The sequence below is a fragment of the Runella sp. R0.1_18 genome, from assembly GCF_057652155.1.
In genome coordinates this window covers 449,851-469,723 of sequence record NZ_JBYFCK010000003.1, presented here as the reverse complement: position 1 = coordinate 469,723, position 19,873 = coordinate 449,851, and the positions used below count along the sequence as shown (strand labels likewise).

General features: G+C 41.1%; 14 protein-coding genes and 3 tRNA genes. 8 read left to right on the top strand and 9 right to left on the bottom strand.

The features are described from left to right. Window positions 1-10 precede the first annotated feature (10 nt). A complete protein-coding gene (locus AC23P2_RS07390; protein WP_487772592.1) occupies window positions 11-1,186 on the top strand; it encodes an AGE family epimerase/isomerase in 1,176 nt (391 codons plus the stop codon). Between the two features lie 53 nt (window positions 1,187-1,239). Here the strand turns inward: AC23P2_RS07390 and AC23P2_RS07385 are convergent, their stop codons facing one another. Then, complete coding sequence (locus AC23P2_RS07385) at window positions 1,240-2,250, bottom strand: NYN domain-containing protein (protein WP_487772591.1); 1,011 nt, start codon at window positions 2,248-2,250, stop codon at window positions 1,240-1,242. Between the two features lie 41 nt (window positions 2,251-2,291). Beyond that, window positions 2,292-2,936 (bottom strand): pyridoxamine 5'-phosphate oxidase, encoded by a 645-nt coding sequence (gene pdxH, locus AC23P2_RS07380; protein WP_487772590.1) that lies wholly within the window; start codon window positions 2,934-2,936, stop codon window positions 2,292-2,294. Between the two features lie 102 nt (window positions 2,937-3,038). Between pdxH and AC23P2_RS07375 the strand changes: the two genes are divergently transcribed. The 6 genes from AC23P2_RS07375 to AC23P2_RS07350 all read left to right on the top strand — a co-directional run bounded on the left by AC23P2_RS07375 (window position 3,039) and on the right by AC23P2_RS07350 (window position 10,401). Further along, window positions 3,039-4,895, top strand: coding sequence for a DUF349 domain-containing protein (locus AC23P2_RS07375; RefSeq protein ID WP_487772589.1), 1,857 nt, complete (start codon window positions 3,039-3,041; stop codon window positions 4,893-4,895). A gap of 68 nt (window positions 4,896-4,963) precedes the next feature. Continuing rightward, window positions 4,964-5,036: transfer RNA gene (locus tag AC23P2_RS07370), tRNA-Thr, on the top strand. A 386-nt stretch (window positions 5,037-5,422) separates the two neighbouring features. Further along, a tRNA-Thr gene (locus AC23P2_RS07365) sits at window positions 5,423-5,495 on the top strand. Window positions 5,496-5,555: 60 nt separating this feature from the next. Next, window positions 5,556-5,628: transfer RNA gene (locus AC23P2_RS07360), tRNA-Thr, on the top strand. 743 nt (window positions 5,629-6,371) lie between these two features. Then, window positions 6,372-8,891: a DNA gyrase subunit A gene (gyrA, locus tag AC23P2_RS07355; RefSeq protein ID WP_487772588.1), complete on the top strand. Its 2,520-nt coding sequence runs from the start codon at window positions 6,372-6,374 to the stop codon at window positions 8,889-8,891. 70 nt (window positions 8,892-8,961) lie between these two features. Next, the gene (locus AC23P2_RS07350) at window positions 8,962-10,401 is read left to right on the top strand and encodes a tetratricopeptide repeat protein (protein ID WP_487772587.1); all 1,440 of its coding nucleotides are present in this window, start codon (window positions 8,962-8,964) and stop codon (window positions 10,399-10,401) included. A gap of 79 nt (window positions 10,402-10,480) precedes the next feature. On the opposite strand, the gene AC23P2_RS07345 is transcribed toward AC23P2_RS07350, so the two are convergent. The 3 genes from AC23P2_RS07345 to AC23P2_RS07335 form a co-directional block, all read right to left on the bottom strand. Then, entirely contained in the window at window positions 10,481-10,840 is a 360-nt protein-coding gene (locus AC23P2_RS07345) for a hypothetical protein (RefSeq protein ID WP_487772586.1), read from the bottom strand. Window positions 10,841-11,832: 992 nt separating this feature from the next. Then, entirely contained in the window at window positions 11,833-12,357 is a 525-nt protein-coding gene (locus AC23P2_RS07340) for a helix-turn-helix transcriptional regulator (protein WP_487772585.1), read from the bottom strand. Between the two features lie 457 nt (window positions 12,358-12,814). Then, window positions 12,815-13,627 (bottom strand): 2,3,4,5-tetrahydropyridine-2,6-dicarboxylate N-succinyltransferase, encoded by an 813-nt coding sequence (locus AC23P2_RS07335; RefSeq protein ID WP_487772584.1) that lies wholly within the window; start codon window positions 13,625-13,627, stop codon window positions 12,815-12,817. A gap of 625 nt (window positions 13,628-14,252) precedes the next feature. Here AC23P2_RS07335 and gap point away from each other — a divergent pair. Beyond that, window positions 14,253-15,266 carry a type I glyceraldehyde-3-phosphate dehydrogenase gene (gap, locus tag AC23P2_RS07330; protein ID WP_122930549.1) on the top strand — a complete coding sequence of 338 codons (1,014 nt, stop codon included), beginning with the start codon at window positions 14,253-14,255 and terminating at the stop codon, window positions 15,264-15,266. Window positions 15,267-15,534: 268 nt separating this feature from the next. Here the strand turns inward: gap and trmB are convergent, their stop codons facing one another. The 4 genes from trmB to AC23P2_RS07310 all read right to left on the bottom strand — a co-directional run bounded on the left by trmB (window position 15,535) and on the right by AC23P2_RS07310 (window position 19,865). Continuing rightward, entirely contained in the window at window positions 15,535-16,197 is a 663-nt protein-coding gene (trmB, locus tag AC23P2_RS07325) for a tRNA (guanosine(46)-N7)-methyltransferase TrmB (RefSeq protein ID WP_487772583.1), read from the bottom strand. A 152-nt stretch (window positions 16,198-16,349) separates the two neighbouring features. Beyond that, window positions 16,350-17,630: a bifunctional folylpolyglutamate synthase/dihydrofolate synthase gene (locus tag AC23P2_RS07320; RefSeq protein WP_487772582.1), complete on the bottom strand. Its 1,281-nt coding sequence runs from the start codon at window positions 17,628-17,630 to the stop codon at window positions 16,350-16,352. A 69-nt stretch (window positions 17,631-17,699) separates the two neighbouring features. Continuing rightward, window positions 17,700-18,632, bottom strand: a complete 933-nt coding sequence (locus tag AC23P2_RS07315; RefSeq protein WP_487772581.1) for an energy transducer TonB — start codon at window positions 18,630-18,632, stop codon at window positions 17,700-17,702. A 105-nt stretch (window positions 18,633-18,737) separates the two neighbouring features. Next, the gene (locus tag AC23P2_RS07310) at window positions 18,738-19,865 is read right to left on the bottom strand and encodes an HU domain-containing protein (protein ID WP_487772580.1); all 1,128 of its coding nucleotides are present in this window, start codon (window positions 19,863-19,865) and stop codon (window positions 18,738-18,740) included. Window positions 19,866-19,873 lie beyond the last annotated feature (8 nt).

Genomic DNA, 19,873 nt, shown 5'->3' with positions numbered 1-19,873 from the left:
CTTGATACAAATGGAACCACTGGCCCGTGAAGCATTGACCGAATGGAAACGAATTCTTGCCTATTGGGAAAAATATGCCCCCGATTACGAACGTGGTGGGTTTCATGGCAGGGTCAATTATGATAACAAACCTGTGTTGGACGCCGCCCGCTCAGTCATACTTACTAGCCGTATTTTGTGGACGTTCTCGTCGGCGTACCGTTATTTTCATCGTCGAAAGTATTTGGTTTTGGCTGACAGGGCATACCATTATCTATACAATCATTTTCGGGATGTGCAAAACGGCGGTGTTTATTGGTCAGTTACTGCAACAGGGGCTCCCCTCGATACCCGTAAACAACTTTATGCCCAAGCTTTTGCCATTTATGGCATCAGTGAATATTATGCTGCCTCAAAATTTCAGCCTGCACTAGATTTTGCCAAAGGGCTTTTTCAGGTGGTCGATAAGCACGGGTATGATGCAGAATTTGGCGGGTATTTTGAATCATATGGCACAAAATGGGAAGCCGTTGATGATTTGATACTCAGCAAAATGCCTTGGAATAAATCTCAAAATACACATTTGCACCTAATCGAAGCCTTTACCAACTTGTATAGGATTTGGCCAGATGCAGTATTAAAACAACGTGTGGGACACTTGCTCGATATGTTTCTCGAAAAGCTCATAGATTCAGACACCCATCGGCTGCGGCTTTTTTTTGACCAAAGGTGGTCACCCCAAGCGCAAACGATTTCATACGGCCACGACATTGAAGCATCATGGTTGTTGTGGGAAACTGCCGAAATATTGCATGACCCCTCTCGCACGGAACGGGTAAAACAAAAATGTATCAAAGTAGCCACAGCAGCCTGTACTGGACTGGGAGAGGATGGTGCTTTGCATTACGAATTTGACCCTGCGACCAATCACCTCAATCAAGAACGCAGTTGGTGGGTATTGGCAGAACAAATGGTGGGTTTTTATAATGCGTACCAGCTAACCAAAGAAACTCATTTTAAAGAGAAGGCGGAAAAAAGCTGGGCGTTTATAAAAAAATACTTCATTGATAGCCAGCGTGGAGAATGGTATGGGTCGGTGACGCCCGAATTGACAACAATCAAAGGCGACAAAATAAATTTCTGGAAATGTCCCTATCATAACAGTCGGGCTTGTTATGAAATGGTAAGAAGACTGAGTGAAAAATAGCCTAAAAAAAGCGCCCGAAAATACAGAAAGTCTCGGGCGCTTGGAAAGTAAAATTAGCTACTCAATGGATGAAGATGTTTGAATGCTTCTAAGACAAAAACGTCATAACCCACAGCACGCCCACCTTCTTTTTCTTCAAGGGTAAACTGTACGCGGTCGCCGACAGTGAGGTCATTAAAATCAAATTCGCGAAGACTCGTATAATGAAAAAATACATTGTTAGGAGGGTATTTGATAAACCCAAAACCATCCTTTAATGACAAGATAGTGCTCTCTTGACGTTGCTCAGGGTCAAATTCTAGCGCTTCGGAAGAATCTCTGATTCCTTCTTCGGGTGAGCCATCGTGTTCATTAGCCTGCTCGCCATCTACAGCTGAATTTTCTTCTTGTTTAGGGAAAAACTTGATTTTGTTTCGAGGTACAAACAGCTGATTGGTGAGGGCTTCGTTGCGGCCATTGATAATGTCGTGCATGGCAATAGGATAGGTAACTTCCGAGAGGAGGTCTTGGGAGGTACGCGTAAAAAAGCGATTACCTTCTTCATCGGTATATTCAAAATCCCAACCCAATACCAAAACGCGCGTGCCAAGCGTATTTAATTTACGTACCAAAGGAACGTAATCGCCATCGGCCGCAATAAGGACTAAAATGTCAAAACGTTTGTAAAAAGCCATCTCAAACGCTTCGAGTGCCAACCAAACATCAATTCCTTTTTCGTATTTTTTGCCAAGCACACTTCTGACGGGCAAGTAATGGGTCGTAACTCCTTCAGACATAAGAATATCGTCAAAAACCCGCTCATAATACAGCAAATCACCCCGTTGGCTGGCCTCTCCTGCTGTCAGACGACCCCTAAAATAGTGGGCATCAACAATCTGGCAGAGCCTGGGGGTGCTTCCTTCTAAATCTGCTACTTTTTGTCGAATAAAATCGTGTAAGCCATTAATACTAATACGACTGCGGCGTTCGTGCGTGTAGTTATAATAATTACTTACGTGTAAAAAATAATTTCCGTCATAAAAGACTCCGATTCTAGTGAGGTCTTTAGGAGTTTTGTAAGGCATACTTTTTAGTGATTAAATAGGTATAATTGATACATTTTTTGCTAAGGAGAAAGTCTTTCTAGTTTCCATTCATTTGATTCATAAGTATAGCATAAACGGTCGTGAAGACGACTAGGGCGTCCTTGCCAAAATTCAATTTGATGAGGAAGCACTCGGTATCCACCCCAATGCGGCGGACGAGGGATGGTTTGGTCGGAAAATTGTGCTTCTAACGCCGCCAATTTTTCTTCTAACACCTCTCGGTTGGCGATTGTTTGGCTTTGTTCCGAAACCCAAGCCCCAATCTGACTCCCACGTGGTCGAATAGCAAAATAAGCATCAGACTCTGCCGAATCTACTTTTTCAACCTTCCCAATAATACGAACTTGTCGTTCTAGTTCGGGCCACCAAAAAGTAAGAGAAGCGACAGGGTGCTGGGCCAAATCGTCGCCTTTATGGCTAAGATAATTGGTATAAAAACTAAAACCGCGCGTGTCCACATCTTTTAATAAGACAACACGACCGTGGGGATACCCATCCCGACCAATGGTACTTAAAACCATTCCATTTGGCTCAACGACTTGAGAGGCCAATGCTTCGGCAAACCAACGCTTAAATTGATCAATTGGGTTTTCTAAAACATCTTCCTTACGCAACCCGTTTAGCGTATAATCTTTGCGAAGATGAGCAATTGTTGAACTATCCATTTGGAAGAAAAATAACTATAAATGAAAAACAGGCTTTAAAACACCGAAAAACGGCTATAATTATTATTTTTGCAAATCTAAGCGATTACGACCAAATTTACGATGATTAACGACGGAGCAGAACTTAGCGAAAGCGAACAACTCACTCAAGCGAGTGTAGAGGCCATGGAAGCGTTAGAAGTGGCTGATGAACAGGTAGTTGACTATGGTCAACTAAGCAGAAAAGACTTTGTTAGTTTGTTGGAAAGTCAGCTTGCATTGGCCAAAGGCGAAAATGCAAAACCTGCTGATTTTAAACGTACCGATGAGGTATTGAAAGAAGCGAAGGTCCATTTTGACCAAAGTAAAAAAACAGAGCGTGAGGAAGCCTTAAAAAAATATTTGGCTGAAAACGAGTCTGAAGACGGCTTCGAATTCAAACCTGACGAACTGACGTTGCAATTTGATGCGCTGTATCGCCAAATTAAGGACGTAAAAAATCATTACTTCCAGGACCTCGAAAAATCGAAGGATAAAAATTTTGCCTCAAAAACTCAGTTGCTCCAACGCTTGCGCGAATTGGTAGAAAACGATGAGAGCAATACAACAAATCCTGGGTCAAGCTGGCAAGAGTTTAAAAAAATTCAGGACGAATGGAAAGCTGCGGGAAACATTGCGTCGCCACACAACAGCACGCTTTGGGCAACATTCCACGCGTTAATTGACCGATACTACAGTAATCGTAATATTTACTATGAGTTGAAGGAGCTTGACCGTAAGAAAAACTTACAACAAAAAACCGAACTCGTAGAAAAAGTAGAATCTTTGGCGAAGTCGCTCGAAAACACGACCTTGTCTAAAGCCGTCTTGGAAGAGGCAAATGCGCACTTTGACGAATACAAGCACATTGGTCCAGGCCCAAAGGCGGAGCAAGAAGTGTTATGGCAACGTTTAAAGTTGGCTTTGGATGCTATTCACGATGCTCGTCGTGCCCAAGCTGATGCGCAGAAACACGTGTTGGCTCAGAATTATGAAGTAAAATCGAAAATATACGAAACGCTCGTTCCTTATACTTCATTCACATCAAGCAGCATCAACGAATGGAATGAAAAAACCAAAGAAGTGGTGGCCTTGCAAGAACAGTGGGTGAATACAAAAGGGCAAATGCTTCGTGAAGAAGGTCGCGAGTTGAGCAAAAAATTCTGGGCAACACTTAAAACTTTTTTCCACAACAAAGGCGAGTTTTTCCGTCAGTTAGAAGCTAAGCGGGAGCAAAACTTGAAATTAAAAACCGAGTTGTGCGAGGCGGTTGAGGCTATCATAGAAACTTCCGAAGATTCGTCGGCAAATACGGATAAAGTAATTGCGTTACAAAAACAATGGAAGCAAATTGGGCAAGTTCCTGAGAAGTTCAAAGATTCAATCTTTGAACGTTTCAAAAAAGCATGTGATGCGTATTTTGACCGTAAGCGCGCCAAAAACTCTGAGATTGAGCGTGAGTTTACCGAAAACTTGAGCTTGAAGCAGGCATTGTGCGAAAAGATAGAGGCAGGTGCTAAAAACGAAGGCGCTAATTTGAAAGAATTGAATGCATTCAAATCAGAATGGTCAAGCATCGGATTTGTGCCTAAGAAAGACATGCAAGCGATTAACAAACGTTACATCGACGCTGTTAATTCGTATGTAAGCGCTATTGGTAAACTTTCGCCAAAAGAGCGTGATCAAGTGATGATGGATAATGATTCTTCAAACTCAAACGAAGGAGACTCTCGTAGCCTCCAGCGTAAAGAATCTGATATTCGCCGCCGCATGACCCAAATTGAAAATGATTTGACCATTTGGCAAAATAATATTGAATTTTTCGGCCGCTCTAAAAACGGCGAAAAAGTTCGCGCAGAATTCGAGAAAAAAATCATTATTGCCCAAAAGCAACTCGCTGATTTAAAGCAACAACTAAAAATTGTTCGTGAAGCACTCTAAAATTTTTTAGAAAAAAGTAGCGTTGTATTATTTAAAACGCTACTTTTGCACCACGAAAAAAATGGAACGCCTCCATAGCTCAGCTGATAGAGCAACTGACTTGTAATCAGTAGGTCGCTGGTTTGATCCCGGCTGGGGGCTCTAAAGAGATTTTCGACGAGATAATCTCCTTTGGGTAACACCAAAATTTCTAATGTAATGCCTCCATAGCTCAGCTGATAGAGCAACTGCTAGGAACGCCTGCCGCTTGTAATCAGAAGGTCGCTGCGGGGTCGCCCCTGCGATTTGATCCCGGCTGGGGGCTCTAAAGAGAATATCGACGAGATAATCTCTCTTGGGTAACACCAAAATTTGATAATGGAACGCCTCCATAGCTCAGCTGATAGAGCAACTGCCAGGAACGCCTGCCGCTTGTAATCAGAAGGTCGCTGCGGGGTCGCCCCTGCGATTTGATCCCGGCTGGGGGCTCTAAAGAGATTTTCGACGAGATAATCTCCTTTGGGTAACACCAAAATTTCTAATGTAATGCCTCCATAGCTCAGCTGATAGAGCAACTGACTTGTAATCAGTAGGTCGCTGGTTTGATCCCGGCTGGGGGCTCTAAAGAGATTTTCGACGAGATAATCTCTCTTGGGTAACACCAAAATTTGATAATGGAACGCCTCCATAGCTCAGCTGATAGAGCAACTGACTTGTAATCAGTAGGTCGCTGGTTTGATCCCGGCTGGGGGCTCGCAAAGGCTACGAATTTTCGTAGCCTTTTTTGTTTAAAAATTATTGAAATAAACGCCTGGATAGCTCAGCTGATAGAGCAACTGCCAGGAACGCCTGCCGCTTGTAATCAGAAGGTCGCTGCGGGGTCGCCTCAGCTGGGGGCTCGCAAAGGCTACGAATTTTCGTAGCCTTTTTTGTTTAAAAATTGTTGAAATAAACGCCTCCGTTTGAAAACCTGACAAAACAACAGGCTATGTGTCTCCGAGGCAAAAATTAAAAAACTCCTGCAGCTACTATAAATGTTGCGCCTCTTCCGAGGCTACTTTGAATTCCGCTAGAACTTTTGCTTTACTACTTACAAAGTGATTTGCTAAAATAAATGCCTCCATAGCTCAGAGCTGAAAGAGCAACTGAACTTTTTGGTTTTTGTACGTCTCCTCACTATCTTGGTCTTTTTGATGAAGAAGATTACATGAAAAGTGCCGCTTTAGTTATCTTAATGTTTGCTGTAGCACTCACATTTGAAGGGTGTTGGTACCGTCAGTGCCCTATCAAAGGATGCAAAGTGAAATACAACCACAGTCATGGAAAGCGGGTGGTGCGCGGTAGAGGCACTTTCCCTAAACCATACTTGTTTGGTATGCCCAGAACAAAAGCTGAAAAGCGTAGCCAAGCCTCCGAAAAACGGGGTAAACGTCGCTAATTTTGCCTATCTAAAGTATTTGGTGTATTTTTGTACATATAAGCATTTAATTTTAATTTATGTCAGAAAACACCAGCAACATTATCCCTATTAACATCGAGGAGGAGATGCGGACGGCCTACATTGACTATTCAATGTCGGTAATTATCTCGCGTGCCCTTCCCGATGCCCGCGACGGACTCAAGCCCGTCCACCGACGGGTGCTTTATGCTATGTTTGAATCGGGCTTCCTGCACAATCGCCCCTACAAAAAGTCGGCACGCACGGTCGGGGACGTAATGGCGAAGTATCACCCACACGGGGATTCGTCCATTTACGATACCATGGTTCGTATGGCGCAACCTTGGTCGTTACGCTATCCATTGATTGATGGTCAAGGAAACTTTGGTTCGTTAGATGGAGATTCACCCGCAGCGATGCGTTATACAGAGTCACGTCTCAAGCGCATTGCAGAAGAAATGCTGGTGGATATCAACAAAGATACCGTCAATTTTCAACCAAATTACGACGATTCGGACGAAGAACCAAGTGTTCTTCCCGCCAAACTACCCAACTTACTCCTCAATGGTTCATCAGGGATTGCAGTAGGTATGGCGACTAATATGGCACCTCACAACCTCACCGAGGTTCTTGATGGAACCATCGCCTACATCGATAACAACGATATTACCGTTTCTGAATTGATTCAGTACGTCAAAGCACCAGATTTTCCAACAGGTGCGATTATTTACGGGTACCAAGGGGTTCGTTCTGCTTACGAAACAGGGCGTGGTCGTGTGGTGATGCGTGCAGTGGCAACTTTTGAACAAACCAAAACGGGACGCGAGCAAATCGTAGTGACTGAAATTCCGTACATGGTCAATAAAGCGGATATGATTAAGCGTATCGCTGATTTGGTTAATGAGAAAAAATTAGAGGGAATTTCAGCCATTCGCGATGAATCAGACCGTGAAGGTGTTCGTATCGTATTTGAGTTGAAAAAAGACAGTATTCCAAATATTGTTTTAAACCACTTGTACAAATATACCCCGTTACAGTCTTCGTTCAGCATCAATAACGTTGCGCTTGTAAAAGGACGTCCTGCACTGCTCAATCTCAAAGACCTTATCAAATACTACGTTGAACACCGTTTGGAGGTCGTGACGCGTCGTACGCAATTTGAACTCAAAGAGGCGGAGAAACGAGCACACATCTTACAAGGTTTGTTGATTGCCTTAGACAATTTAGATGCGGTTATCAGCCTTATCCGTAGTGCCCGTGACCCAGAAACTGCCCGTAATGGTTTGATTGAGCAATTCAGTTTAAGCGAAGCCCAAGCCAGAGCCATTCTTGATATGCGTCTTCAACGTTTGACGGGTATGGAGCGTGATAAAATTATTCTTGAGTACGATGAGTTGATGAAGTTAATTGCTGATTTACTGGATATTTTGGCGAATGAACCTCGTAAATTCCAAGTTATCAAGGACGAACTTGCCGAGCTTCGGGCACGTTATGGCGACGAAAGACGCTCAAAAATTGAGTATGCTGCCGAAGAGTTTGCCGATGAGGACATGATTGCGGATGAAGAAATGTTGATTACCATTTCGCACCAAGGTTACGTGAAGCGTACCCCTTTGAGTGAGTACCGTACCCAAGGCAGGGGAGGAGTGGGGTCTCGTGGTGTTACTACCAAAGACGATGACTTTACTGAACATTTGTTTTCAGCAACTATGTTGAACTACCTTTTGATTTTTACTGAGTTTGGCCGCCTGTATTGGCTAAAAGTGTATGAAATCCCCGAAGGTTCAAAAGTATCAAAAGGCCGACCCATTCAAAATCTTATCAATATTGAATCGGGTGATAAAGTACGGGCTGTAATCAATGTGCGTACGCTGAGTGATGCAGATTACATCAATAACAATTACTTGATTATGTGTACCGAATCAGGTACCATCAAGAAAACCCTCCTAGAGGCATATTCACGACCACGGGTTAATGGAATCATCGCTATCTCAATCAATGAAGGAGATCGCTTGTTGGATGTAGCCCTAACCAATGGTGATAATGAAATTGTCATTGCCTCAAAAGAAGGTAAAGCCGTTCGGTTCCACGAAAGCCGCGTTCGTCCGATGGGTCGTACCGCAGCTGGAGTAAAAGGTATTGAATTGGGTGAAGAAGGAAACAATAAAGCGATTGGTATGCTTTGCGTAAGCGGCACCGATAAGCAACTTTTGGTAGTTTCAGAAAATGGTTACGGAAAACGTTCGCCTATCGAAGATTATCGGGTTACCAACCGTGGAGCCAAGGGCGTAACTACCCTCAACATTACGGACAAAGTAGGAAACCTTGTCGCCATCAAAGAAGTAAGTGAAACCGATGATTTGATGATTATCAACCGTTCTGGCATTGCCATTCGGATGTCGGTTCAAGAAATTCGGGTGGCAGGGCGCAATACCCAAGGAGTTCGCCTTATCAAACTCAGCGACAGTGACGAAATTTCATCGGTTACTCGAATTGAAAAAGAAGAACTGGAGGAAGAAGAAGGATTAATAATTGACAATACTACCGAGACTTCTGAGTCAACGGAAACGACCGAATAACAATAAACCTAACGAGTATCCGTTTTTTGCACAAATTTTCAACTTAACACTTAACACAACGAATCCAAAAATGAAGAAGCTGTTTTTAATGTCTGCTTTCGGATTGTTTACCGTTTCTGCCTCGGCACAGGTGGACAAACTTTTGTTAGAGCAAAAGAAAAAGGACAAAGAGAAAAGTGATAAAGCAATTGCAGATCCAAAGGCGGCTGCGAAATCTTCAACCTGGTTAGATCGCGGTAAACTCTATGATGAAATCGCTCGCTTATACACAGAAATGGACTCAAGTGCTGCCATGGTAGCCTATGATTCTTTCAAAAAAGCAGTAGAGGTAGATGCGGCAAAACCTGGGAAAGTAACCAAAGAAGCCCAAAAGTTTTTGACAGGTGGTACAGATGACTCTGGTGTGAACTTGGGACAAGCGCTTGTTAAACAAGGAGCTGAGAAGTTTCAGGTGAAGAATTATGCAGGTGCTATCAAATTTTTTACAGTAGCCCAAGAAGTGAATCCAAAAGATACATTGGCACCACTATATGGAGCATATAGCGCAATGCAGAGCCAAAAAAATGATGTAGCGGCCACAATGATGGAAAGCTACATTGACAAAGGTGGTAAAGATGCCAGCAATTATTCGTTATTGGCACAGCTATATCGGGTAGAAAAGAAAAATGACAAGGCGCTCCAAATCCTCGAAAAAGGAATGATAGCGCTACCAGCGAGTAAAGCCGCTTTTAAATCAGAACAAGTAAATGTGTACTTGGACATGAACAAAATGACGGAAGCTAAGGCAGGTTTGAAAGAATTGATTGAGCTTGACCCTAAAAATGCACAGTATCCGTTGAACTTGGGTATCATTAATGACAACGAAGCGAATGTAGCATCAGCTGAAATTCGTAAATTGAAAGATAGCTCAAAAAAGACGGCAGGGGTAGAGCGCAAAATCAAAGATGCTGAAGAAACGGATAAAGTGTTTGCCGATGAAATTAAGCGTATTGCTGGTTTGATTGCAAAACAACCTAAAAACGCTGATTTAAAACGTCAAAAAACTGAAGCAGAAACCAAGCAAAAAGAAAATAAAGCGGCTTGGGAAGAAGCTAAAGCAGAACTAGCTAAAGCTAAAGAAGAAGTAGCGGCTTTGGGTGATGTTACAGCAAAACTAGCCGACTTGACAGCGAAGCAAAATGTAGCGCGTGTAGCTGCTAAAGAAGCTTATGACAAAGCATTGGCCATTGATGGCAACAACTACGATGCACTCTTCAATTTGGGCGTATTTTATTTCAATGAAGCAGTTGAGATGAAGGCAGTTGTGGATGCGATGGATATGAAAGACTACAACACGAAAGGTAAAGAAATTGAAGCCAAAGTATGTGGTAAATTCAAACAATCTCAACCATATTTCGTAAAGGCAAAAGCCATCAAGGAAGAAGATCAGGTGGTAGAGATTATGAAGCAATTGGATACCATTTTGAAGCAATTTGAAGAAAAGAAAGTAGCTTGCGAAGAAGCAAAATAAACAACACTTACTTCATATAAAATAAAAAAAGCAGCATCGTAATGATGCTGCTTTTTTTGTGTGTGGGAGGGGAGGAGGTTTAACGTAAAACCTTGATTTCTTGGATGTTAATTTCGTCAAATTCAGGAGTTTTTCCCCAGCCACACATAACTTTTTTCTTCTTTCCAGTCAGTTCAAAGCTCATTTCTACTTCTAAAACATAAATGCCATATTGATCTCTTGCTTGTGAGATTAAGGCGTTTACTTTCTCATTTGAAGCATCGCTGGCGACATAGGAGCCGATTTCATCTATCAAATTTACTTCAAAGTGCCAGCCACAACCATCAACTGCGAGCGCATTGACAAGTTTTGCTTTTGTCAACACACGGTTTGGATTTACATCAGATTTACAAGCTGTTATCAAAATGCCTAAAAATAAGGAGATTATGATGGTTTTCATGGGGATATGTAATTGTTCAAAATTAGTTTCTACAAAGTAAATGAAAGACGTGTTTTGGTAGAAAAAGGTTGTAAATACAGTGTATTTAAGGTGTATATCAGAATTGCGATTGTTTTATTTAACATAATGTAAATTATAATACATTTATTTTTTTCTATAAAGAATAAAACAGTATTATATAGGTACAATAGAATAGAGATAATGGTGTAAAAACTTATATTTGGTATGATTTGTGATTTCTGCTTCTCTAACGTCCTAAACCTAATTGCATCATCCTATGAATAAGGGAATGATTCCTGGAGTGCCTTTATACCATTTGTTCGACCATTGATGGGCATAACGTTCCTATTGCACGAATGGAGGTTTTGCTACCTGCCGATACTTTTGGATTGTTACCAGAGCACATCAAACTTGATTCGCAAGGTTTTTATAAATTGAACTTTAAATACCCGCATCTCTTCAAAATTCTACAAGCGCGACAATTGCGTTCTCAGGGGCGTGTTACTTGGCCTTAAACTCCTCTCTTCTACCCTTTTGAAGTAAAAAAAATAAACTATTGATAATGAGATAGTTATGTATTCACGTGGAACGTTCGTGAAACATGTGTGGAACTAATATTTGTAACGTACTGATAATTAGCGCATTGCGATAAGTTTGGACTGTTTTATGAATTTAAAGTCTATTTGGTCTGTATATTAATATTTTTTAATAATAAACAGCCAGACGTTCTCCCACCGTGGAGAAAACCAACAATATTTTTTAGCAAAGCAATTCGGTTTGACGACTTTCAAATAATCAATAAAGTGTCTCCTAAGCCATTTAATCGTACAAGGTGTCTCTATTTATCTCTGTCTATTTTTAAGCGTTTAATAGGCGTTAAAAGTCAAATAAAACAGATTTTAAATCAAGATTCGCAAGCGCTTTTGGTAGCTATTGGGAAGGTTAAAATCAAAAGCGCTTGCGTGATAAAAAGGGTGAAATTGAAGTTGAAACTATTGACTTAGTAAATTATTTATCTTGAAGTTAGGATCGACAGGAATGACTTGCGAACTTCCATCGTCATAAACAATGGTTATAAGTACAGCTTTGCGGGGTTTTGAAACTTCAGTGGAAAATGAAGATACGATAGGTTCTTGCTTGATTTGTGAGGAACGAGAATCTACTGTAGCCGTAATCTTGTTCGGCTTCTCTTTTTCACGCAATTCTGGCGCGGTTTGGGAATGCAGTTTTGCGCCTCCATATCCTTGATTTTCAATGAGTTTGGCTATTATTTTATCCTCTTCAGGAGTCTGTGTTTTAAACCAATCGAAGCTGTATTTTGGGTTCCAAGCCACTATTTTCTCCAAAATGTCCTGACTTGGGCGATTTCGGTAAGCTAAGATGTGGGAAATGGTAGAACGTTGCACATCAATCGCGTCAGCAAACTGAGAAGCGTTCAAATGATTTTCATCAAGTATTACCCGTATTTTATTGTTTTTTAAATAGCGATTGTCGGTAAAATCGGAATAGATTGCCATATAATTGTAAACGTTTATTGTTTACACAAATGTAATAAAACGTAAACAATAAACAAATATATTGTTTACAAAAGTAATATATTGTTTACCGAAGTTGACATGACTTTGGTTACAATATGTTTACATACGAAACTTTGTGCACTTCTGTGAACACTTGTAAATACGCGTAACTGCCTTGTTTTTAGGTGATTGTCTGGCTATTAATGGCAATATCAAGCGTAAATACTCTAAAACTTATTTTTCGGGTGCTCACAAAAAAATTACGACAATATATTTGTAAACATTGTAAATTACATCTATGTTTGTGTCAACAATTGCTGAAGATAGCAGAGGTAATACTCTCTATTGAAAGAGTTTGCTGACACGACAGTAATTTTTATGGGGTAATAGCACAAAAAAAGAGACACTTATAGTGTCTCTTTTTTTATAATGCCTAACGGCTTCTCTCCTCGCCTGCTTAAACAGCAACGTTATTTTCTCTGAGAGCTTCATTAAGCGATGTTTTTAAGTCGGTACTAGCTTTTCTTTTACCGATAATTAAGGCACATGGTACATGATAAGTGCCAGCTGGAAAGGTTTTTGGATAACTTCCTGGAATAACCACGCAATCGTCAGGAACGTATCCTTTGTATTCGACGACTGTGTCGCCAGTCACATCCAGGATTTTTGAGCTACCAGTAATGGTTACTCCCGCTCCTAAAACAGCACGCTTTCCAATGTGAGCGCCTTCTACTACGATACAGCGTGAACCAATAAAAGCGCCATCTTCTATAATAACAGGAGCTGCTTGCGGCGGTTCCAAAACGCCGCCTATTCCTACGCCCCCACTTAGGTGTACGTGCTTCCCAATTTGGGCACAACTACCAACAGTTGCCCAAGTATCGACCATCGTGCCTTCGTCAACGTAGGCGCCGATATTAACATAAGAAGGCATGAGAATAACTCCCTTTGCTAAATACGCTCCAAAGCGTGCTACAGCTGGTGGTACGACCCGTACGGCTAAAGCGTCGTAGCCAGTTTTTAGTTTCATTTTGTCGTGGTACTCGAATATACCAGCTTCCTTTAGTTCCATTTGACGGATGGGGAAATAAAGGAGGATTGCTTTCTTTACCCAATCGTTAACTTGCCATCCTTCTGTTGTTGGTTGTGCAACTCTGATGTTTCCATCGTTTAAGGCTGTAATAACTGTTTCTACTGCCTTGATGATTTCTGGATCTTTGGTGAGTTCTCTATTCTCCCACGCAGCTTCAATTTGTACTTTTTCTTTCATTACTTATTAAAGTTGTACTTCAATTAAATTAATCTAACCCTTTGATATAGGTTTATTTAAGGTTATAAGACACTTTATTTCTTGAATATATAAAAATGTACTTTTCTATAGGATTATATTATTTTGTTGCTCATCTATGTGTATTGCCGTTCTTGTTTGCCTTGTTCAGTGTTTATTGTATTGTTATTGATTGGATATGCTATTACCTTCTTTTGGGTTTATACTGTAATTTACTCATAAATGCGCTCTTTTCCAATTTTACGCCTGTTTTACTCTCCTACTCTATTTCCCATTTGTATATATTCGTTTCGGTCTATTTTTACTAACAGGTATTATATTCCTTTTTAGCTAAAATGTACAATTAGTATTGTGTTTAGTATAACAATCATTATTTTAGTAGTATTATTAGTAATTTACTAACCAATATACTAAATATTTAGCAAATTATTAGTTTAAATACTAAAAAACATCTAAATATTAGCACATTTTTACTAATTAATACTAAATCTCAAGCCGACTATCTGTCATTTTACTAAAAAATAATCCTTACACAAATAAAAAAGAAATAAGTATCTTTGCCCATGAAAGTAAATAAAGATGTCCCATTAAACCACCAAAAAGCAAAATGACAAAAGTAAAAGTAGCAATCAACGGCTTTGGACGTATCGGAAGATTAGCATACCGCCAAATTTACAACATGCCAGGTATTGACGTAGTAGCTATTAATGACCTTACTAGCCCTTCTGTACTAGCCCATTTGCTAAAATACGACACAGCTCAAGGTAAATTCAACGAAACTGTTACATCTACAGATAATAGTATTATCGTTAATGGTGAAGAAGTTACTATCTATGCACAAAGAAACCCCGCAGAAATTCCTTGGGGAGCACACGACGTAGATGTAGTATTAGAATGTACTGGTTTCTTTACTGATAAAGCCAAAGCAGAAGCACACATTACTGCAGGTGCAAAGCGTGTTGTTATCAGTGCCCCTGCTACTGGTGACCTTAAAACAATTGTTTTCAACGTAAACCACTCTATTTTGGATGGTTCTGAAACAATTATTAGCTGCGCAAGCTGTACTACCAACTGCCTTGCTCCTATGGCAAAAGCATTAAACGATAACTTTGGCATCGAAATTGGTAGCATGACCACTGTTCACGCTTACACAAACGATCAAAATACCCTTGATGCTCCTCACCCTAAAGGCGATTTGAGACGTGCTAGAGCTGCTGCCTCTAATATCGTTCCTAATAGTACTGGCGCCGCTAAAGCAATCGGCTTAGTATTACCTGAACTAAAGGGCAAATTGGACGGCGGTGCACAACGTGTGCCAACAATCACTGGTAGCTTAACAGAATTGACAGTTATTTTGAATAAAAAAGTAACGCTTGAGGAAGTTAATGCTGCCATGAAAGCCGCTAGCAACGAAAGTTTCGGATACAATGAAGATGAAATAGTAAGCAGCGATATCATCGGTACTTCATTCGGTAGCTTGTTTGATGCAACGCAAACAAAAGTTGTTACTGTTGGCGACAAACAATTAGTGAAAACAGTAAGCTGGTACGATAACGAAATGAGCTACGTAAGCCAGCTAGTTCGTACAGTTAAGTTTTTTGCACAATTGATTTCTCAATAATTCGCAAAATCCACTCGTTACATTGAGAAAAATCAGCTTTTGATTTCTACTGTAATGAAATTTTCTCATTTAAAGGGTCTCTCTCGTCATTGAGAAAGACCCTTTTTTTATTCCTCTCTCCTACTCCTTCTCTCAAAAACACATAAATATAACTTACTGATAATCAATTATTTATTTTTAAAAATGAAAATTTATTCACATTTGAATATTTATTCATTTATGGACAATAAAAAGGGTGCATCTTGTTTGATAGCACCTTTAGATTCATTTAATTTCTCAAAAAACGACCCCTCAAATAGTGAACAGGGAAGCCTTTTTCAGTAAAAATTTTCTCAAAACGCGTCTTTATTCCGAAGTGTTCGGCGTGTAATTCTGACTGATAAAGGTCAAAAGTTGCGACCAAATCATAAAATCCAAACTGCGCAAGCTCCTCTAATGTAAAGTCAAAAAGCTCTCTATTATCCGTTTTTAAGTGCAACAGCCCGTCTTTTTTGATAACAGCTACATATTTTTCCAAAAAGTGAGGATGCGTTAATCGACGCCTCAGGCTCTTTTTAATATTGAACGGGTCGGGAAAAGTTATCCAAATTTCTGCGACCTCCCCTGCTTCAAAAAAGTTTTGGAGAAACTCGACATTCGTTCTTAAGAAGGCTACATTTTTTAAACCAAGGTCAACAGCTTGCTGACTGCCTATCGCCAGACGATCTCCTTTGACATCAATGCCAATAAAATTCTTATCTGGAAAAACTTGGGCCAATCCGACCGTATATTCCCCTTTTCCACACGCTAATTCAAGCACGATGGGATTATTATTCAAAAAGTAGGTTTCGTTCCATTTTCCTTTAATGGTTTCATACAAGGGTTTTCCTACCTCTAATACATTGGTAGCCAGTGCATTTGCAGCAAAACGTATAAGTTTCTGACGGCTCAAGATTTTAATATTTAAAAGTTAACTGTAATGTGGTACTGTATAATCAATTCTCATCGAATGGCAAAAGTACAAAAAACCACATTTTGAATAAAAACTTTTAAACCTACCTATATGGTATTTATGATTTTATAAATAGGTTATATAGACTAATGTTAAACCTCAGCGACGACGAATGTGCTACCGCCAATATAAATAATATCGGTAGATACAGATTCACTAAGAGCTGCGTTTAAAGCTTCCCTTACGGAGGGATACGTCTGCCCCAATAAACCTAAAGTGGCCGCAAAGGTTTGTAGTTCGATTGCAGGCAAGGACCTTGGTAAATCAGCAGCACAAAAATAGTAAGTAGCATCTTTGGGAAATAACCCAAGTACGCCAGCTACGTCTTTGTCTTTGACAAAACCAAGTACAAAACGTAATCCTGTGTAATCGTAGTAATGGAGTTGGTTCAGGGTCTCTTTGAGGCCTCCATCATTGTGAGCGACATCAGCCACCACCATTGGCGATTGTTGTAAAACTTGCCAACGTCCTTTCAATTGGCTGAGTAGTGTAGCTTGAGACAAACCTGCTTCTAGCTGTGCGTCGCTTATCTCCCACCCTTGCATTCTTAATTCTTCTACGGCCTGCAAAACACCCAAGAGATTTTTAGCCTGATAAATACCAAGTAAATCTATTTTGTAGGTTTTCATGATTGAATTTATAGACTTAATAGTAACTTCTCGATACCCCGCTGATAGCGAGGTGTCCACAATTTGGTACTGTTGATCAGCAAAAACAATGGGCGCATGGCATTCTTGGGCTTTGGTCCGAAAGACGGGTTCCGTCTCAGGCTGAGTTTCTGAAATCACTACAGGCACCTGAGGTTTAATAATTCCCGCCTTTTCTCCCGCAATTTTTTCTAAGGTATCTCCCAACAAATCAGTATGGTCGAAACTGATGTTTGTAATGACCGACAAAATGGGCGTGATGATATTTGTAGAATCCAGCCGTCCACCCAAACCCACTTCTATGATGGCAATGTCCACCCGTTGTTGGGCAAAATAATCAAACGCCAACGCCACACTTATTTCAAAAAATGAGGGTTGTATGCGCTCAATAAGGTCTTGGTGGTTGGCTACAAAGTCCACAATCGTTTGCGTCGGACACGGTTGACCATTGATTTTAAAGCGTTCGGTAAACGACTTTAAATGCGGTGATGTGTGTAATCCGACGGTATAGCCCGCGGATTGTAACACCGCCGAAAGCAAATGTGAAGTACTTCCCTTGCCATTTGTGCCTGCCACGTGAATGCTTTTAAATTGGGTATGTGGGTTTCCCAAAGCTTCGCACAGGGCCGTAATGTTGGTTAATCCTGCTTTCATCGCCGCTGCTCCTACGCGATGAAAAGCGGGCAAGCGGCTGTACAAATAGGAGATGGTTTGTTCGTAGTTCATTGGATAACAAAAATAAAGGGGCAATTTAGCCCCCTTATTCCCTTTTTAGGGATTTTTTTATGGAAAGAATTATCTACTCTTGATATTGAAAGTAATGGTTCCTTTAGAAGTGGATGGCACATTTTCTGACTTTGGTACCAATTTCATGCGGCTGACTGCACGTTTATAAACCTCTACCACCGACTGGCTAACCGTTGATTCTTTTACCCGCACGCCGATGATGTCGCCTGTATCGTCCACCGTAATTTCAAAAACAATCCGTCCCGATTCATCAGAGTCGTCATTTACTTGCGGACGAGCACCCATTCCCCAACCAGATACGTTGAGGGCCAAGCCTGTTTTAGCACCGCCAGGCTTACCATAGAGACTTCCAGCATCGATACTTCCTTTGGGGTTTCCTTGGTCTCCTACCGTTCCAGGTTTGTCACCATTGTTATTTCCTCCTGTTCCCGAAGCAGTTCCGTTGGTTCCATTGCTTCCTTTTGAGCTCCCCGATGATTTTTTAAACAAAGCGCTTTCATCCACTTTTTTAGGCTCAGGGGCAGGTTTTGTAGGAGCAGGTGGCGCGGGCGTCGTTGATTTTGACTCCGTTTTGGTAGGTTTGGTTTCTGCCTTTGTTTCGACGGGACTTTCCAATTTACTCGTAATTGGCGGTTTTACGGGTGCCGTTTTTACAGGTTTAGGCGTTTCTACTTTAGGCGTGGGTGGCGGTGTGACCTTAGGTGTAGGCGTGGCTTTTACCTTGGGCGTATCATCCGATTTTTTTACGTTTTCAGCCCGAGGCGAATCACTCGCTTTGTTATAGGTCTGGATTTTTCCGTAACCCGCATCGTCCGTTCCAAAATTCACTTCCACGTACTCAATTGCTTCCGTTTTGGGAAGCGCATGATAAATTTTCACAAAAAGTGTAATAGTAATAAGCGCAGAGGTAATGATAGTCGCACCCGCTAATCCTATCATTTGGTGCTCTCTGTCTTCTTTCGTATTGACAAGTATCGACATGGGTGAATGTGTGTAATTTTTGAATTAACGCAAAATAAGGGTAAAATATATATGAGCACAAAAAAAAGGGGCAAAAGCCCCTTTTTTTATTATGTACTACTTAAATTATTTATGAATCACGTACGCTTTTGCTCCTGCCAAGCGACTGATTTGCGCTACTTGTGATTTGGCTTTGACCGATGATTCGCAGGCAATGGCCGATACAATGATCAGTTTACCATCGTTTGGCTCTGGATTCAAAATTGTGGCATCGCTGTAGCCATGGCTCTGGAGCTTAGCGGTCAAGTTACGGGCATTTTCAATTTTAGAAAATCCACCTGCAATCACCAAAAACTCCCCGTTTACATCCGAACTAGGTGCGGGTGTTACCACCGTTTCTTGGTTTCTAGCAGGAGCAACTTGTTTTTCCTCAACTTTCGCCGTTTCTTTTGTTGCTGCTACTGGTGCCTCTTCTTTCTTAATAACCACAGGAGGTTCTTCTTTAGCAACTACCTCACTAACAGTCTCTTCCTTCGGCACAACCGCATTTTCAGTCGCTATAACCTCTTCTTTTTTAACAGTGTTAGTTTTTTTATCAGTTGCTAACCACCCTTTCACTGTCGTTACCAATTCAAAAGGATTGAGGCTTGACTTTAAACTTTCGGATGGAAGCTGGGTGATGCTGGCAAAAAGCACCGTACCAATCAATAGTACCCCACCAATGTACATCACAATTCGAGTACGACGGCGGCGAGGCATTTCTTGTTCTAGTTCTTCCGCAGGACGGTCATCAGAAGTCCAATCCTCATTGGATTTTCCAGATACATTAATTGATGCAGCGGGTGCCAGCGAAACTGACTTTAAGCCAAAGCCTTCTGCGTAAAAATTAGTATCAACTGTTGGTTCAAATTGAAGTTTACCTTCGTCGTTGGTATCAAGGATACCGATTCCGTCCAACGTATAGTTGCCTTTTTCTTTGATGGTATTTTTGATCTCCTCCACAAACTGACGAATGCGCGTTTGGGCTTCCTCCCGCGTAATTTGTTCGTTGATAGTCATGTAGTGAGTCAGCAATCCGTCGTCTAGTTTCAACGCCTCATTGAACGCTACTCGCTTCTGCGGTGCATGGTAAAGGGCGTTTTGCTCGCTGTAAAACGCATGACTAAAATACGCCAAAAAACCACCCAAATCGGGGAGCACGACGCAGTCATGTTCATACAATAGTTTACGGGTGTAATCTAGGACAGAAATCATGTTTGTTA

Coding starts and splice junctions, on each gene's coding strand:
- AC23P2_RS07320 (WP_487772582.1), bottom strand. CDS start 17,630: ATGAACTACGAACAAACCATCTCCTATTTGTACAGCCGCTTGCCCGCT.
- AC23P2_RS07345 (WP_487772586.1), bottom strand. CDS start 10,840: ATGAAAACCATCATAATCTCCTTATTTTTAGGCATTTTGATAACAGCT.
- pdxH (WP_487772590.1), bottom strand. CDS start 2,936: ATGGATAGTTCAACAATTGCTCATCTTCGCAAAGATTATACGCTAAAC.
- AC23P2_RS07335 (WP_487772584.1), bottom strand. CDS start 13,627: ATGAAAGAAAAAGTACAAATTGAAGCTGCGTGGGAGAATAGAGAACTC.
- gyrA (WP_487772588.1), top strand. CDS start 6,372: ATGTCAGAAAACACCAGCAACATTATCCCTATTAACATCGAGGAGGAG.
- gap (WP_122930549.1), top strand. CDS start 14,253: ATGACAAAAGTAAAAGTAGCAATCAACGGCTTTGGACGTATCGGAAGA.
- AC23P2_RS07385 (WP_487772591.1), bottom strand. CDS start 2,250: ATGCCTTACAAAACTCCTAAAGACCTCACTAGAATCGGAGTCTTTTAT.
- AC23P2_RS07375 (WP_487772589.1), top strand. CDS start 3,039: ATGATTAACGACGGAGCAGAACTTAGCGAAAGCGAACAACTCACTCAA.
- AC23P2_RS07315 (WP_487772581.1), bottom strand. CDS start 18,632: ATGTCGATACTTGTCAATACGAAAGAAGACAGAGAGCACCAAATGATA.
- AC23P2_RS07310 (WP_487772580.1), bottom strand. CDS start 19,865: ATGATTTCTGTCCTAGATTACACCCGTAAACTATTGTATGAACATGAC.
- AC23P2_RS07390 (WP_487772592.1), top strand. CDS start 11: ATGGAACCACTGGCCCGTGAAGCATTGACCGAATGGAAACGAATTCTT.
- AC23P2_RS07350 (WP_487772587.1), top strand. CDS start 8,962: ATGAAGAAGCTGTTTTTAATGTCTGCTTTCGGATTGTTTACCGTTTCT.
- AC23P2_RS07340 (WP_487772585.1), bottom strand. CDS start 12,357: ATGGCAATCTATTCCGATTTTACCGACAATCGCTATTTAAAAAACAAT.